Here is a 16566-nt window from a genome sequence, read left to right as displayed (position 1 = left end):
ATTGAAAGCGCGAGCGTCGTGCACGCTTGCGCGCCTCGACTGTCTGCCCTGGGAAATTCGCTCATGAGCCGCCTCACTTCGTATTCACGCGAACACCTTCTCGCCAGCGCGCGCGGCGAACTGTTCGGCGCCGAGGCCGCACGCCTGCCCAACGATCCGATGCTGATGTTCGACCGCATCACCTACATCGACGACAACGGCGGCGCGCACGGCAAGGGCATGGTCCGCGCCGAACTCGACGTGCGCCCGGACCTGTGGTTCTTCGGTTGCCATTTCATCGACGATCCGGTGATGCCCGGCTGCCTGGGCCTGGATGCGCTGTGGCAACTGACCGGCTTCTTCCTGACCTGGATCGGCGCGCCCGGCCGCGGCCGCGCGCTGGGCGTGGGCGAAGTGAAGTTCAGCGGACAGGTGCTGCCGACCGCCAAGCAGGTGGTCTACGAACTGGACATCAGCCGGGTCATCAACCGCAAGCTGGTGATGGCGGTGGCCGACGGCCGCATGTCGGTGGACGGCCGCGAGATCTACACCGCCAAGGATCTGCGCGTGGGCCTGTTCACCTCGACGGAGGCGTTCTGATGCGCCGCGTCGCGATTACAGGCATGGGCATCACCTCATGCCTGGGCAACGACCTGGACACGGTGTCGCGCGCGCTGCGCGACAGCCGCGCCGGCATCCGCGCCAACCCCGAGGCGGCCGAACACGGCCTGCGCAGCCAGGTCGCCGGCGACGTGCAGCTGGACCTGGAGGCCTTGATCGATCGCAAGCTCAAGCGCTTCATGGGCGATGCGTCCGCGTACGCGTATCTGGCGCTGCGCGATGCGATCGCCGACGCCGGCCTGGACGAGGCCGTGGTCAGCGACGTGCGCACCGGCCTGATCGCCGGGTCCGGCGGCGGTTCCAGCCACTGGCAGGTGGAAGCGGCGGACCTGCTGCGCAACCGCGGCGTGCGCAAGGTCGGCCCGTACATGGTGCCGCGCACGATGTGTTCGGCGGTCTCGGCCAGCCTGGCCACCGCGTTCAAGATCAAGGGCGTGAGCTACTCGCTGTCGGCGGCGTGCGCGACGTCGGCGCACTGCATCGGCGCGGCCGCGGACCTGATCCGCCACGGCCAGCAGGACGTGATGTTCGCCGGCGGCGGCGAAGAGCTGGACTGGACCATGAGCCTGATGTTCGACGCGATGGGCGCGCTGTCCAGCGGCTTCAACGACCGCCCGGCGGTGGCCTCGCGTCCGTACGACGCCGAGCGCGACGGTTTCGTCATCGCCGGCGGCGGCGGCATGCTGGTGCTGGAGGACTACGAACGCGCGGTGGCGCGCGGCGCGCGCATCCATGCCGAACTGCTCGGCTACGGCGTGACCTCCGACGGCGCCGACATGGTCGCCCCGTCCGGCGAAGGCGCGGTGCGCTGCATGCAGATGGCGATGCAGGGCGTGGACGCGCCGATCGACTACCTCAACACGCACGGCACCTCGACGCCGCTGGGCGACGTGACCGAGCTGGGCGCGGTACGCGAAGTGTTCGGCGATGCGGTGCCGCCGCTGTCCTCGACCAAGGCGTTGTCCGGGCATTCGCTGGGCGCGGCCAGCGTGCACGAGGCGATCTACTGCCTGCTGATGATGCGCGACGGCTTCATCGCCGGCTCGGCCAACATCGACGCGCTGGACCCGCGCGCCGAGGGCTTCCCGATCGTGCGCGAGAGCCGCGAGGCGACCTTGCGCACGGTGATGTCCAACAGCTTCGGCTTCGGCGGCACCAACGCCGCGCTGGTGTTCGGCAAGCGCTGATCGGACCCGTGCGCGCCGGCGACGCGCTGCGCCGGTTGCGCCGGTTCAGCGCTCCAGTTCCTTCACGCCACGGTGGCTGGCCTTGTCGTCCTTGCTCCGTTCCGGTTTGGCCGGTACCTGCGCGGGCGGTGGCGGTGATGCCTTGGGCGGTGGCGTAGGCGGCGGCGAAGCCGCGGCCGGTTTCGGCGGATGCTGCGTGACCCACTCGACGGCGGCCGGTGACGGGGGCCACCACGCTTCGTTCGACGACGAAGGCGCGGGCGGTGGAGGCACCTTGCCCAGCGGCGGGGTGATGCCCCTCGCCTCGTCTTCCTCGGCCACGCGCCGTTGTCGCTCCAACTCGCGCGCCAGCTCCTTGTTGCGCTTGGGGTTGAGCGCATCCGGCGGCGGCGCCTGGTACATGCGCTCGCCCGGCGGCACCCATTGCGACTGCACCGGCGCTTCCACGGCGGGCGGCGCCGGCGGGTAGCCGCGCGTGTCGGCGATGCGTTGCGGGATCAGCTGGCGCTTGAGCGCCTCGGGCATCGGCGCCGGCGCAGATGGCGAGGCCTGCGCTTGCTGCCGCCAGCGTGCGCGGTCGCGGGCCCATGGCCGGCCACGGTAATGCGCGTCCCAATAGGGATCGATGGCGAATCCGATGGCTGGAGCGAAGACACCGTCGCGCGCGTCGAACTCGATCACGCCGGCCGGCAACCATCCGCGCGCCTCGCGCCAGCGCACGTCGCACCACGAAAAATCGTTGACGCACCCGTAGACGGTGAGGCTGTCGCCGCCCACCACCGTGGCGACGCGCGGATAGTCGTTGGCCGGGCCTGCGCGCAGATTGGCGCCGCTGCGGGCGAACCCGCCATTGCTCTGCGCCAGTACCGGCGCGGCGGCGGCCAGCAGCAACGGCGCGATCCAGATGCAGCGTTTCATGCCCAACCTCCTGTGTCTGACCGGCCCTGTGGCCGGCGCTTCTTCCATGGGCTCGTGCGAGCCATCGTGTTCGGCAATGTTCTAGCACGCCGATGCGCTAAGGACCTGTTAACCCGATCGGGCCCGCCATGCCTGGCCGCATGTGAGGCCGGAAGAGATGCAATGAACCGACGACATGCGCGAAAGTGCGCTCACGCCGCCGTGAACGCGCCCAAGCGCATCGTCGGATTGCAAGCCGCAACAAGCGGATGTGTGCGCTATCGCCCCTGCTTGCGCCTCGCCGCGCCGCATGCACTGCGGCGCGGCGCATGTGGATCAGCCGGCCATGCCGCTGTGCCGCAGCAAGGCGTCCAGTTCCGGCGCGCGGCCACGGAAGGCGGTGAAGTTCTCCAGCGCCGGACGGCTGCCGCCGCGCGCCAGGATTTCCCGCAGGAAGCGCGCGCCGGTGGCGGCCAGTTGGTCTGGCGCTTCCTCGAACGCGGCGTAGGCGTCGGCGCTGAGCACTTCGGCCCACTTGTAGCTGTAGTAACCGGCGCCGTAGCCGCCGGCGAAGATGTGGCTGAACTGGTGCGGGAAGCGGTTCCATGCCGGCGGCCGGTTCACCGCGACTTCGTCGCGCACGCGTTCGAGCAGCTGCAGCATGCTGTCGCCGGCGGCGTCGAAGCTGTGATGCAGCTGCATGTCGAACAGCGCGAACTCCAGCTGGCGCACGGTGAACATGCCGCTCTGGTAGTTCTTCGCCGCGAGCATCTTGTCGAACAGCGCGCGCGGCAGCGGCTGCCCGCTGTCCACGTGCGCAGTCATCGCCTGCAGCCGCGGCCATTCCCAGCAGAAGTTCTCCATGAACTGGCTGGGCAGCTCCACCGCGTCCCATTCCACGCCGTTGATGCCGGCCACGCCGAGTTCGCCGACCTGGGTCAGCAACTGGTGCAGGCCGTGGCCCATCTCGTGGAACAGGGTGGTGACTTCGTTGTGGGTGAAGGTGGCCGGCTTGCCGTCGCCGCCGCGGCCGAAGTTGCACACCAGGTATACCAGCGGCGTCTGCACGCCGTCGGCGCGGTCGCGGCGATTGCGGCAGTCGTCCATCCAGGCGCCGCCGCGCTTGCCCTCGCGCGCGTACAGGTCGAGGTAGAACTGCCCGACCAGGCGGCCGCGCGCATCGCTGACGCGGAAGAAGCGCACGTCCGGATGCCACACCGGGGCGCTGTCGGCCTGCACCTGCAGGCCGTACAGGTCATTGATGACGCCGAACAGGCCGTCCAACACCTTCGGCTCGGTGAAATACTGCTTCACTTCCTGCTCGGAGAAGCTGTAGCGCGCCTGCTTGAGCTTTTCGCTGGCGTAGGCGATATCCCAGGCCTGCAGTTCGTCCAGGCCCAGATGCTCGCGGGCGTACGCTTCCAGTTCGGCGCGGTCGCGCTGCGCGTACGGCTTGGCGCGCGCGGCCAGATCGCGCAGGAAGCCCAGCACCTCGTCGGGGCTCTGCGCCATCTTGGTCGCCAGCGAATATTCGGCGTAGCTGGCGAAACCGAGCAGGCCGGCCAGTTCGCCGCGTAGCGCCAGGATGCGCTCGATCGCCGCGCTGTTGTCCAGCGTCGCGTCGCCGAACTCCGAGGCGCGGATCGCATTGGTGCGGTACAGGGTCTCGCGCAGCGCGCGGTCGTCGGCGTACATCTGCACCGGCAGGTAGCACGGCATCTGCAGGGTCAGCTTCCAGCCGGCCTGGCCGTCCTTTTCCGCCGCCGCGCGCGCCGCGGCGATCACGTCGTCTGGCAGGCCTGCCAGACGCGCCTGGTCGTCGATCGGCAGCGACCACGCATCGGTGGCATCGAGCACGTTCTGCGAGAACTTCGCCGACAGCGCCGACAGTTCTTCCTGGATCGCGGCGAAACGCTGCTTGTCGGCATCGCCCAGTTCGGCGCCGCCCAGGCGGAAATCGCGCAGCGCGTTGTCCAGCACCTTGCGCCGCGCTGCGTCGTAGCCGGCGGCCTCGGGCGTGGCGGCCAGCGCGCGGTATTGCGCGAACAGCGCCAGGTTCTGCCCCAGCGCGCTGGAGAAGCGCGTCACCTTGGGCAGGTTGGCGTTGTAGGCCTCGCGCAGCGCCGGGGTGTTGACCACGCCCTGCAGGTGGTTGACCTGGCCCCAGGCGCGCCACAGGCGCTCGGTGGCGTCGTCCAGCGGCACCAAGAAGCTGTCCCAGCTCACCGGCGCGACCTGCTCGGCGTGCGCGACCGCGGCTTCGGCGGCGGCCAGCAGCGCATCGATCGCCGGGCCGATGTGCTCGGGCTGGATCGCATCGAAGCGCGGCAGGCCGGAAAAATCGAGCAGGGGATTGGTCATCGCGGGAATCTCGGTAGCGGGGGAAGGGCCGGCGGCGCCGGCCATGGTCGGGATATGGCGGTCAGGACAACGCGGCACAAGCCAGCGGCGGCAGCCCGGCGCCGGCCACCGCCGCGGCCAGCTGCGCGTCGGCCTGCTCCACGTCGATGCCGTGCTCGCGGTACCAGTCCGGCCGGTAGTAGCTGTGCCCGTAGCGCTCGCCGCTGTCGCACAGGATGGTGACGATGGAACCGCTGCGGCGGTGCTCGCGCATCCGCGTCGCCGCCTGCAGCACGCCGACGAAGTTGGTGCCGGTGGAGCCGCCGACGCGCCGGCCCAGGCGCGCGCTCACGTAGCGCATCGCCGCCAGGCTCAGCGCATCGGGCACCTTGACCATCGCATCGACGCAGCTGGGGATGAAGCTCGATTCCACCCGCGGCCGGCCGATGCCCTCGATGCGCGAACCGCCGGTGCTGGCCAGGCCGGCGTAGTCGCGCCCGGCCAGCGCTTCGCAATAGCCTTCGAAGAACACCGACACTTCCGGATCCGCGCACAGGATGCGGGTGGCGTGGCGACGGTAGCGCACGTAGCGGCCCAGTGTGGCGGCGGTGCCGCCGGTGCCGGGGCTGCACACGATCCATTCCGGCACCGGGTGCGGTTCTTCCTGCATCTGCCGGAAGATGGACTCGGCGATGTTGTTGTTGGCGCGCCAGTCGGTGGCACGTTCGGCGTACAGGAACTGGTCCATGAAGTGGCCGCCGCTCTCGCGGGCCAGCTGCACCGAATCGGCGTGCAGGTCGCAGGCGCGCTCGACCAGGTGGCAGCGCCCGCCCTGGAACTCGATCGCGGCGATCTTCTCCGGCGAGGTCGCGGCCGGCATCACCGCGATGAACGGCAATCCCAGCAGGCGCGCGAAATAGGCTTCGGACACCGCGGTGGAGCCGCTGGAGGCCTCGATCACCGGGCGCCCCTCGCGCAGCCAGCCGTTGGCCAGCGCGTACAGGAACAGCGAGCGCGCCAGGCGGTGCTTGAGGCTGCCGGTGGGATGGCTGGACTCGTCCTTGAAATACAGGTCGATGCCGGGGAAACCGGGCAGGTCCAGCGGAATCAGGTGGGTGTCGGCCGAACGGTTGAAATCGGCTTCGATCTTCTGGATGGCGTTGGCCACCCAATCGCGAGGGGTCATGGCGGTGCGCAGGACGGAAAAATCGCGTCCACGATACACGCCCGTCCCATGCCCCGGGGCTGCGCCGGGCGCCGGGGCGTGGCGACGTTCACCTGGCGGCTGCGGCTTTGCCCCCGGGTGGCGCGGCGCCGCTCAGCGGGCCGCGACGCCGAAACCGGCATCGACGATGGCGCGCTCGATCGCCGCGGCGTCGGTGCGGGCCTCATCGTAATCGACGCCGACGCGCCCGCCGTCAAGCACCACCTCGGCCGCGGCGACCCCGGCGCTGGCGTCCAGCACCCGTTTCAGCCGCGCCGAGCAGCCGCCGCAGCTCATGCCCTGAACGGTCAATTCGAGATGGCGCATTGCAGTGTCCTCGTGTGGAAAGAGTGTTGCCGCCGCACCGCGCTCAGCGCGGCCGCCAGCGGTTCAGCAGCAGGGAATTGGCCAGCACCGAGACCGAACTCAGCGCCATCGCCGCACCGGCGAGCACCGGATTGAGCAGGCCGAACGCGGCCAGCGGGATGCCGAGCACGTTGTAGAAAAAGGCGAAGAACAGGTTCTGGCGGATCTTGCGCAAGGTCGCCGCGGACAGGTCGATGGCGGTGGCCACGCCGTCCAGGTCGCCATGCACCAGCACCACGTCGGCCGCCTCCACGGCGATGTCCGAGCCGGCGCCGATGGCGAAGCTGACGTCGGCCGCGGCCAGCGCCGGCGCGTCGTTGATGCCGTCGCCGACCATGCCGACGTGCGCGCCGGGTTCGGCCCGCAGGCGCTGCACCTCCTCGGCCTTGTGCTGCGGCAACACCTCGGCCAGCACCCGCGCGATGCCGACCTGCGCGGCCACGGCCTGTGCGACATGGCGGTTGTCGCCGCTGAGCATGACCACGTCGATGCCGCGCGCCTTGAGCCGCGCCACCGCCTCGAGGGCACCGTCGCGCAGCGGATCGGCGATGGCGATGTAACCGGCGAGGCGGCCGTCCAGCGCGACCGCGACCACGCTCTGGCCCTTCGCCTGCGCCGCCTCGGCCCGCTGCAGCAGCGCCGCGTCGGGCACCTGCACGGACAGCTCGCGCAGCCACGCCAGCGACCCCAGCGCCACCTCGCGGGTAGCGACGCGGCCGCGCACGCCCTTGCCGGGCAGCGTCTCGACCGCGGCCACCGGCAGAGGCGGCGTCCCGCGCACGCCGTCGTCGGCGGCGCGCCGCACGATCGCATCGGCCAGCGGATGCGCCGACCCGACCTCCAGCGCAGCGGCCAGGCGCAGCAGCGCCGTCGCATCGCCACCGTCCGCCACGCCGATCGCGGTCACCTGCGGCCGGCCCTCGGTCAGGGTGCCGGTCTTGTCCAGCACCAGCGTGGTCAACGCACGCGCGCGCTCCAGCACCTCGGCGTTGCGGATCAGGATGCCGGACCGCGCGCCCACGCCGGTGCCGACCATGATCGCGGTCGGCGTGGCCAGGCCCAGCGCACACGGACAGGCGATCACCAGCACCGCCACCGCATGCACCAGCGCGGTGGCGAAACTGCCGCTGAGCCACCAGGTCGCGGCCAGGGTGAGCATGGCGATGGCGATCACCACCGGCACGAACACGCCGGCGATGCGATCGACCAGATGCTGGATCGGCGCCTTGGAGCCCTGCGCCGCATCGACCATGCGAATGATCTGCGCCAGCAGCGTGTCGGCGCCGACCCCGGTGGCGCGCGCGCGCAACATACCGAACTGGTTCACGGTGGCGGCGAACAGGCGGCTGCCCGGCTCCTTGGCCACCGGCATCGCCTCGCCCGACAGCATCGCCTCGTCCACGCTGGAACGGCCGTCGAGCACCTCGCCGTCCACCGGCACGCGCTCGCCGGCGGCGACCACGAACACGTCGCCGACGATCAGCTCGGCGGCATCGACTTCCACGATCGCGCCGTCGCGCTCCACCTTGGCGGTCTTGGGCTTGAGGTCGAGCAGCGCGCGGATCGCCGAGGAGGTCCTGCGCCTGGCGCGCGCTTCCAGCAAGCGCCCGAGCAGGATCAGGGTGACGATCGAGGCGCTTGCCTCGAAATACACATGCTGGCCGGCCAGGCCGAACACGGTGACCGCGGCGCTGTACAGGTAGGCCATGCTGGTGCCGAGCGCGACCAGCACGTCCATGTTGGCGCGGCCGTTGCGCAAGGCCGCGAACCCGGCCCGGTAGAAGCGCGCGCCGAGCCAGAACTGCACCGGCGTGGCCAGCAGCAGCTGCAGCCAGCGCGGCAGCGGCTCGGCGTGCTGGCCGCCGAGCGCATGCGCGATGGCGGAGATGTCCAGCATGCCGAACATCTGCACGAACAACGGCAGGGTCAGCAGCACCGCGGCAGCGAAGCGGCCCAGCTCGCGATGCCAGGCGCGGCGCTCGGCCTGTTCGCGCGCTTGCAACTGGGCCTGATCCATCTCGCGCACGACGCTGGCGCCGAAGCCGGCGCTGGCGATCCGCGCGACGATCCCGGCCGGCGCCACCAGTTCCGCCACGTACTCCACACGCGCCCTGGCCGAGGCCAGGTTGACGCTGCCGGCGATCACCCCGGGCGTGTTCGCCAGCACCGTTTCGATCGCGGCGGCGCAGGACGCGCAGCTCATGCCGCTGAGGTCCAGCGTCAGCATCTGCGTCGGCACCGTGTAGCCGGCCTGGCCGATGCGTTGCAGCAGCGCCTGCGCATCCACCTGCTGCGGGTCGTAGTCCAGGCGCACGCGCGCGGCGGCGTAATTGGCCTGGGCATCGACCCCGGGCAGCTGCTTGAGTGCCTGCTCCAGGCCGACGGCGCAGGACGCACAGCTCATGCCCTGCACCGGCAGGCTCACCGTGGCGGTGTTGGCGGCCGGCGCGTTCACGGCTGCGGCTTGCCCGGCGCGGCGTCGCCGCGGATGTCGCCGAGGATCGGGCAGCCGGCGGGTTCGCCGCTGCCCGGGCATTCGGCGACCAATACGGCCAGCGCATCGCGCATCTCGGTCAGCTGCGCGATGCGCCGATCCAGTTCGTGCAGGCGCTTGCTCGCCCGCTGCTTGATGCCTTCCACACCATGCTGGCGGTCGTCCTGCAGCGCGAGCAGGTCGCCGATCTCCTCCAGCGAGAAGCCCAGGTCCTTGGCGCGGCGGATGAAACGCACCCGCTCCACCGCGGCCGCATCGTAGTCGCGGTAGCCGGACGCGCGCCGCGGCGGCGCCGGCAGCAGGCCCTGGCGCTCGTAGTAGCGGACCGTGTCGATGGCGACGTCGGCCTGGCGCGCGAGCGCGCCGATGGTGAAGCGGGACGGAGGGACGACCGGATTCATGCGTGCAAGCTACTCCCTGGACGCCGGTCCAGGGTCAAGCCATTGTCGCCGTTGCGCGCGACTTGTTCATTGGCGGCTCACGTTGACTCGAAACCCTTGCCCTTCAGGCCATCGCCGGGCGTGGATGCGCGCCCTGGACCCGGCTCCAGGGTGCGCCGATGGCGAGCCGCCACGCCGTCCCGGCGCTTGCCCGCAGCCATCACTGCAGTATTCTCCGCGTATCCCCTCGCGTGCCTTGCGTGTTCCATGCCGATCTTCGCCTTGCTGACCCGCCTGCTGTTGTGCCTGAGCCTGCTGCTCAATGGCGCCGGCACGGCTGTGGCGATGCCGGGCATGCACGGCATGGCCGACGCAGCGCCAGGCACGGGCCATGCCATGGCCGAGGGCCATGCCATGGCCGAGGGCCATGCTGGCAAGCACCTGCATGCCGCGCAGGTCGCCAGCGCGGCGATGCCCTGTCATGAGGCCACGCCGGCGCAGGTGCACGAGCACGACGGCGACGGCGACGGCCACAGCAAGGGCGGCAAGCACGGCTGCTGCGGCACCGCGGCCGGTTGCCAGTGCCCGCATGCGCAGCCGCTGCCGGCACTGATCGCGCTGCCGCTGGCGTTGCCGGCCGCGGCGCAACAGCTGTTTCCGCGCGGCCGTCAGGATGGCCGCGGCGCGCCCGGCCTGCCGCGGCTGGAGCGACCTCCCAGCGCCTGATCGCGACGCCGCCGCCCGCTCGGGCGGCGCCACGGCGACCGCGCATCAGCGCGCCGTCGCTTCTGCGCACGCACCGCCCACGCGGTCGCGCATCGCATCGCATCGAGGCTCGCTCATGAAACCACCTTCCTCCGGCCTGCCGGCCCTGCCGTCGCGGCGCCGCTTCGTCACCGGACTGGCGCTGGGCGCCGCCGCCGGCATCGGCGGCCTGTCGCTGCGGCAAGCCCAGGCCGCAACGCTGGCGCGCAATGGCGCCGTGCCGTATCAGCTGCACGGCACCGACTTCGACCTCGGCATCGGCAGCGCGCGGGTCAACTTCACCGGGCGCGAGCGCCCGGCCATCACCGTCAACGGCAGCGTGCCGGCACCGATCCTGCGCTGGCGCGAAGGCGACACCGTCGAGGTGCGAGTCGCCAACCGCCTGCCGGGGCACACGCAAACCTCCGTGCACTGGCACGGCATCCTGCTGCCGGCGAACATGGACGGCGTGCCGGGCATGAGCTTCGACGGCATCTACCCGGGCGAGACTTACCGCTACCGCTTCGCCCTGCGCCAGTCGGGCACCTACTGGTACCACAGCCACTCGCTGCACCAGGAACAGGCCGGCCTGTACGGCGCGATCGTGATCGATCCGCTGCAGCCGCCGCCCTACCACTACGACCGCGAACACGTGCTGCTGCTGTCGGACTGGACCGATCTGGACCCGGCGGCGCTGTTCCGGCGACTGAAGAAGATGCCGTCGTACGACAACACCTACCAGCGCACCGTCGGCGACTTCCTGCGCGACGCGCGCGAAGACGGCCTGCGCGCCACCCTCGCCGACCGCGGCATGTGGGGACGCATGCGGATGACGCCCAGCGACCTGTCCGACGTCAACGCCAACACCTACACCTACCTGCTCAACGGCGTCGCCCCCGGCGGCAACTGGACCGGCGAGTTCCGTCCCGGCGAGAAGCTGCTGTTGCGCCTGATCAACGCCTCCAGCATGACCTACTTCGACCTGCGCATTCCCGGGCTGAAGATGACCGTGGTCGCCGCCGACGGGCAATACGTGCACCCGGTGAGCGTGGACGAACTGCGCATCGCCGCGGCCGAGACCTACGACGTGCTGGTCGAACCCGGCGGCCAGGACGCCTACACCGTGTTCGCCCAGGACATGGGCCGCACCGGCTACGCGCGCGGCACCCTGGCCGTGCGCCAGGGACTGCAGGCGCCGGTGCCGGCGAACGATCCGCGCCCGCTGCTGCGCATGCAGGACATGGGTCACGACATGGCGGGGCATTCCGGCATGGACCATGGCAGTGGCGCGCCGATGAAAGGCATGGAAGGCGGCTGCGGCGCCGGCATGGGCATGGGCATGGCCGGCATGGACCATGCCGCGATGGACCACAGCGCGCATGCGGCTGGCGACGCCGGCGCGGCGCCCACGCATCCGTCCAGCGAGCGCGGCAATCCGCTGGTGGACATGCAATCCTCCGCCACCGCGCCGAAGCTGGACGATCCGGGCATCGGCCTGCGCGGCAACGGCCGCCGGGTGCTGACCTACGCCGACCTGCACAGCCTGTTCGACGATCCCGACGGCCGCGAACCCGGGCGCGATATCGAGTTGCATCTGACCGGCAACATGGAAAAGTTCGCCTGGTCCTTCGACGGCATCCCGTTCGCCAGCGCCGAGCCGCTGCGGCTCAACTACGGCGAGCGCCTGCGCATCGTGCTGGTCAACGACACGATGATGCAGCACCCGATCCACCTGCACGGCATGTGGAGCGACGTGGAGAACGCCGCCGGCCAGTTCCAGGTGCGCAAGCACACCGTGGACATGCCGCCGGGCACGCGCCGCAGCTACCGCGTGCGCGCCGACGCGCTGGGCCGCTGGGCCTACCACTGCCACCTGCTGTACCACATGGACGGCGGCATGATGCGCGAAGTGCGGGTGGACGCATGAACGCCACGCCGCTCGCCACGCTGGCGCAGGCCATCGGCCTGGCGCTGCTGTTCGCGCACGGGGCCGCAGGAGCGCAGCATGTGCATGCGCCTGGAGTCGCCGATGCCGATATCGCAGCATCGGCCAGCGGACCTGCGTCCACATCCGCAGCTGCGGCATGCGCGTGTCCGCCGCCCGACGATGGAACGCATATGCACACCCCGTCATCGCCGCCCGCCGTCGCCAACGACGATGAGGCAGCGATGGCGCATGCCGGCATGGATCACGCTGCGATGGGTCACGCCGCACAGGCCGCCAATGCTCCGGCCGCGCCCACGGAGGGCAGCGGGAGCATGGACATGGACATGGATCGCGAAGCCCATGCCGACCATGCCATGCCGGACCATGCAGACATGCAGCACATGGACATGCACCCGGCCACGATGAAGCACGGCACGCCGACCGCAGCGCAGGCGGACAACGCCATGCACGACCACGCCGGGATGCAGCCGGGGACTGCGAAGCCGGGAGCAGGCACCGGGGAGCGGGAACCCGCAAAAGCCGACGCGCGCCATACTCACTCCAGTACGGCGGCGACGTGTGCCTGCGCCAGTGCGCCCGCGTCGGCACTACCGCGCGAGCCGATCCCTGCGCTCACCGACGCCGACCGCGCCGCCGCGTTCCCGGTCCTGCGTACGCACGCGATGCTGCATGCGCCGTCGCGCACCGGCTACTTGCTGTTCGACCGGCTGGAGGGCTGGGACAACGACCGCGGCAGCGGCCAGGCCTGGGAAGCCAGCGCCTGGTACGGCGGCGACATCGACCGGCTGTGGCTGCGCAGCGAAGGCGAGCGCAGCGGCGGCCGCACCGAAGCGGCGGACCTGGAAGCGCTGTACGGCCACGCGGTGTCGCCTTGGTGGGACTTGCTGGTCGGCGTGAAACAGGACTTCGCCCCCGGCGATGCACGCACCTCGGCCGCATTCGGCGTGCAGGGCCTGGCGCCATACAAGTTTGAGGTCGCGGCCACGCTGTACGTCGGCGAAGGCGGCAGCGCCAGTGCGCGCCTGGAAGGCGAGTACGACGTGCTGCTGACCAACCGCTGGATCCTGCAGCCGCGGCTGGAAGCGGAGGCGGCGTTCGCCGACGATCGCGCGCACGGCATCGGCAGCGGCCTGTCCACGGTCGAGGCCGGGCTGCGTTTGCGTTATGAGATCAGCCGCCGCTTCGCGCCGTATCTGGGCGTGGTCCACGAGCGCGCGTTCGGCACGACCGCCGACTATCGCCACGACGCGGGAGAAGCCGCACGCGAGACGCGCGTCGTCGCCGGCGTACGCGTCTGGTTCTGAGCGGCCGTTCGAGCGCCTGAACCCTGTAGGAGCGGCTTCAGCCGCGACAGGCCTTCCCGATGGATCCTGTCGCGACTGAAGCCGCTCCTACAACACCGCCTCCACTGTATTGGCATCAATTGCAGCACGCGACGCCGCGGCGACCCACGAACACTTCGTCGTGGGGTTTCCGCCGCTCAAGCGCGCAACGAACCATCCTCCCCGATCTGCCAAGCACGCGGCGGACGCAGCGCGCCCAGCGTGCGCACCAGTTCCTGGTAACTACGCGCCAGCTGCCCGAACAGGCCCGCGTCGCTGGCGCGGGTCTCGGCCACTTCGTAATAGGCGCCGCGGCCCAGATCGATGAAGTAGTCCACGCTGACCCGGCGCCGCGCGGCCACACCGGGAAACAGGCCGGCGATCAGCAGGCAGCCGTCGCCGACCTCGCGCAGCGCGTCGGCGCGGGCGCGCCCGACCTGCTCCTGCGCATGCAGCCAGGCCAGCGCCTGGGTACGCGACAACAGGTGTCCGTCGGCCTGGTAGCGCAACAACACGAACACCAGATAGCTCTCGCGCGATTCGTCCAGCGGCCGGCCCAGCCGCTGCCCTGCCTCGTGCACCAGCGCCTGCCACAGCTCGGCCGGCGCCCCCTGTCTGAAAGACTCGTACATGCGTCCTCCTGCGTGGTGGGAACCCTCGCCAGGAGCTTATGCATAACCCGGGCCACTGCGTTGGCAGCCGACCGCGGCGGCTGCCAATCCGGCCTGCGTGCACGGCGAACGCCGCGGAAGCCCGGCGGATACGCGGATGCCGTGCGGCGCCGCAATCACCGAACATCCGCGCCTGCAAGCGGTGCGGCATGCACGACGACCAGCGGCGGTCCGGCAACTAGAGAGGCTCGCGACCGTGACGACGTCGCATGGCGCCAGCATGTTGACCAGCACCGGTCCGCTGCGCGCGCCGCGCCGGCACCGCGACGCGACCGCAACCCCGCTACTTCTTCTTGGTGGCAATCCTGCGGGCCGCTGCGATGGCCGGCTGCGCCTGGGCGCGCCGTGCCGCCAGACCGTGCAGGATCAGGTCGATGCCGGCCAGGAAGTCCATCCGGTCGTCATGCGTGCGCAGCTGTCCGGCCATGCCGCGCACGAACGGGTACGCGTCCGCATCCAGCCGCGACCACGCGGTCGCCACCGCATCCAGGAAATCGGACCTGACGATGCCGCGCGTGCGCGCGAGCTGCGTGTTGGCCGCGTTCTGCCCGGCAACGCCGAGGATGTAGCTCAACAATGCGGAGACCGCGGCCCACTGCTCGTGGTCCGGCACGCCGAGCGCGCGCAGCTGCTGGCCGATGCGCTCGACGATGCGCACGATCGGCAACTCGCCGGGCGCGCGGTTGAGCGCCGACCCCATCCACGGGTGCGCATCGATCGCGTCGAACATGCCCAGCGCCAGCGCGCGTATCGCCGCCTCCGGCGTGGCATCGGCGGAGGGCGCATGCAAGGTGCGCGCGACGATGGCGTCGCAGGCGGCGGTCAGCAGATCGCGCTTGTCGGCGACATGCCAATAGAGCGCACCGGGGCCGGTGGCGAGCCGTTCGGACAGCGCGCGGAAGGTCAGGCCGCCCTCGCCGCCACTGTCCAGCAGCGCGATCGACGCTTCCACGATCTGTTCGCGCGAGAGCGATGCCTCGCGTCGCGGGGTGCCGCGCGTTGTCTTGACCATGCCCCATCTTGACATGGATGGAACGCCATTCCAACATGTGGAACGACGTTCCATCGGTACTTGCGCCCGTCCCGGCGCATCCACTCGACCAAGGATTCAGATGCACACCCCCATCGCGATCATCGGCGCCGGGCTCGGCGGGCTCATGCTCGCCCGCGTGCTGCACGTGCACGGCATCGCCGCAACGCTCTACGAAGCCGAGGTCTCGGCGGATGCCCGCCCGCAGGGAGGCTTGCTCGATATCCACACCTACAACGGCCAGCGCGCGCTCAAGGCCGCGGGCCTCTACGACGCGTTCCTCGGCCTGGTGCTTCCCGGTGCGGACGCAAAGCGGATCGTCGACAGCCAAGGCGCCATCCTGATCGACAGACCCGACGTGGGCAGCGGCGCCAGACCCGAGGTGGATCGCGGAAACCTGCGCCGGCTCCTGCTCGACGCGCTTCCCGCGGGCACCGTCCGCTGGGGATGCAAGCTGGCCACGGCGACCCCGCTCGCCGACGGGCGGCATCTGCTGCGCTTCGCCGACGGCGCGACCGCGACCACCGATCTGCTCGTGGGTGCGGACGGCGCCTGGTCGCGCGTACGCCCATTGCTGTCCGCCGCAGTACCCGTCTACGCCGGCACCTCGTTCATCGAGACCTGCCTGTTCGACGGCGACACCCGCCACCCCGCCAGCGCGCAGGTGATCGGCGGCGGCACGCTGATGGCGGTCGCGCCCGGCAAGGGCATCCTCGCCCATCGCCATGCCGATGGCACCCTGCAGACCTACGTGTCGCTGAACCGGCCGCAGGACTGGTTCGCCCGCCTCGACTTCGCCAACCCGGCGGCCGCACTGGCCCGCGTCGCCGCGGAATTCGCTGGCTGGGCCCCGGCGTTGACGGCCCTCGTCACCGACGGCGACACCGCCCCCGTGCTTCGCCCGATCCATGCGTTGCCGATCGAGCACCGCTGGGCGCGCACGCCCGGCGTGACCTTGCTCGGCGATGCGGCGCACCTGATGTCGCCGTTCGCCGGCGAAGGCGCCAATCTCGCGCTCTACGACGGCGCCGAACTCGGCAAGGCCATCGTCGCCAATCCCGGCGCGATCGACGCCGCGCTGGCCGCGTACGAAAAGGACCTCTTCCCCCGAAGCGCGGCCTTTGCCGAAGAGTCGGCGCAGAATCTGACGATGTTCTTCGACGCCGATGCGCCGCAGGGCCTGGTCGCGTTCTTCGACAGCGTTGCCGGGTAGCCGAATCGGTTACGCAGAAGCCGCCGTGCCGCATCGCGCCGACCCGGCCGTGCCTGCCGCGGCCATTGGCTGCGGCCGGCACGAACCAGCGCTGTACCGGCGATCTGCATGCGCGGTGCGGGCTGGCCTGCGAAGGCACACAGGCCGGCCCGGGCGACGCCCGCCCGCAC

The 16566-nt window shown here is 70.8% G+C and carries 14 protein-coding genes; 6 read left to right on the top strand and 8 right to left on the bottom strand.

Annotated elements, in window-relative coordinates:
* The first annotated feature begins 63 nt into the window (after positions 1-63).
* Entirely contained in the window at positions 64-579 is a 516-nt protein-coding gene (fabA, locus tag H9658_RS11190) for a 3-hydroxyacyl-[acyl-carrier-protein] dehydratase FabA (RefSeq protein ID WP_191825403.1), read from the top strand.
* Complete coding sequence (fabB, locus tag H9658_RS11185) at positions 579-1787, top strand: beta-ketoacyl-ACP synthase I (RefSeq protein WP_179568700.1); 1209 nt, start codon at positions 579-581, stop codon at positions 1785-1787. The genes fabA and fabB overlap by 1 nt, the downstream gene beginning before the upstream one ends.
* 45 nt (positions 1788-1832) lie before the next feature.
* Here the strand turns inward: fabB and H9658_RS11180 are convergent, their stop codons facing one another.
* The 6 genes from H9658_RS11180 to H9658_RS11155 form a co-directional block, all read right to left on the bottom strand.
* Positions 1833-2705 carry an SH3 domain-containing protein gene (locus tag H9658_RS11180; RefSeq protein ID WP_225209899.1) on the bottom strand — a complete coding sequence of 291 codons (873 nt, stop codon included), beginning with the start codon at positions 2703-2705 and terminating at the stop codon, positions 1833-1835.
* Positions 2706-3020: 315 nt separating this feature from the next.
* Complete coding sequence (locus H9658_RS11175) at positions 3021-5045, bottom strand: M3 family metallopeptidase (protein WP_191825402.1); 2025 nt, start codon at positions 5043-5045, stop codon at positions 3021-3023.
* A gap of 61 nt (positions 5046-5106) precedes the next feature.
* Entirely contained in the window at positions 5107-6210 is a 1104-nt protein-coding gene (locus H9658_RS11170) for a PLP-dependent cysteine synthase family protein (RefSeq protein WP_191825401.1), read from the bottom strand.
* Between the two features lie 132 nt (positions 6211-6342).
* Complete coding sequence (locus H9658_RS11165; protein WP_191825400.1) at positions 6343-6555, bottom strand: heavy-metal-associated domain-containing protein; 213 nt, start codon at positions 6553-6555, stop codon at positions 6343-6345.
* Between the two features lie 43 nt (positions 6556-6598).
* Positions 6599-8998: a heavy metal translocating P-type ATPase gene (locus H9658_RS11160; protein WP_191825538.1), complete on the bottom strand. Its 2400-nt coding sequence runs from the start codon at positions 8996-8998 to the stop codon at positions 6599-6601.
* 47 nt (positions 8999-9045) lie between these two features.
* Positions 9046-9489 carry a heavy metal-responsive transcriptional regulator gene (locus tag H9658_RS11155; protein ID WP_191825399.1) on the bottom strand — a complete coding sequence of 148 codons (444 nt, stop codon included), beginning with the start codon at positions 9487-9489 and terminating at the stop codon, positions 9046-9048.
* Between the two features lie 246 nt (positions 9490-9735).
* Between H9658_RS11155 and H9658_RS11150 the strand changes: the two genes are divergently transcribed.
* From H9658_RS11150 to H9658_RS11140, 3 genes are all read left to right on the top strand, one after another.
* Entirely contained in the window at positions 9736-10194 is a 459-nt protein-coding gene (locus H9658_RS11150) for a CopL family metal-binding regulatory protein (protein ID WP_191825398.1), read from the top strand.
* A gap of 115 nt (positions 10195-10309) precedes the next feature.
* Positions 10310-12139 (top strand): copper resistance system multicopper oxidase, encoded by a 1830-nt coding sequence (locus H9658_RS11145; RefSeq protein WP_191825397.1) that lies wholly within the window; start codon positions 10310-10312, stop codon positions 12137-12139.
* A 191-nt stretch (positions 12140-12330) separates the two neighbouring features.
* Positions 12331-13464 carry a copper resistance protein B gene (locus H9658_RS11140; RefSeq protein ID WP_406848120.1) on the top strand — a complete coding sequence of 378 codons (1134 nt, stop codon included), beginning with the start codon at positions 12331-12333 and terminating at the stop codon, positions 13462-13464.
* A 176-nt stretch (positions 13465-13640) separates the two neighbouring features.
* Here the strand turns inward: H9658_RS11140 and H9658_RS11135 are convergent, their stop codons facing one another.
* Together H9658_RS11135 and H9658_RS11130 are read right to left on the bottom strand one after the other, a co-directional pair.
* Positions 13641-14114 (bottom strand): hypothetical protein, encoded by a 474-nt coding sequence (locus H9658_RS11135; RefSeq protein ID WP_191825396.1) that lies wholly within the window; start codon positions 14112-14114, stop codon positions 13641-13643.
* Positions 14115-14436: 322 nt separating this feature from the next.
* Positions 14437-15165: a TetR/AcrR family transcriptional regulator gene (locus H9658_RS11130; RefSeq protein WP_191825395.1), complete on the bottom strand. Its 729-nt coding sequence runs from the start codon at positions 15163-15165 to the stop codon at positions 14437-14439.
* Between the two features lie 100 nt (positions 15166-15265).
* Here H9658_RS11130 and H9658_RS11125 point away from each other — a divergent pair, with 100 nt between their 5' ends.
* Positions 15266-16396: an FAD-dependent oxidoreductase gene (locus tag H9658_RS11125; protein ID WP_191825394.1), complete on the top strand. Its 1131-nt coding sequence runs from the start codon at positions 15266-15268 to the stop codon at positions 16394-16396.
* Positions 16397-16566: the final 170 nt, after the last annotated feature.

Source organism: Xanthomonas bonasiae (assembly GCF_014836395.1).
Taxonomy (GTDB): domain Bacteria; phylum Pseudomonadota; class Gammaproteobacteria; order Xanthomonadales; family Xanthomonadaceae; genus Xanthomonas_A; species Xanthomonas_A bonasiae.
This window is presented reverse-complemented; position numbering and strand designations above follow the sequence as displayed.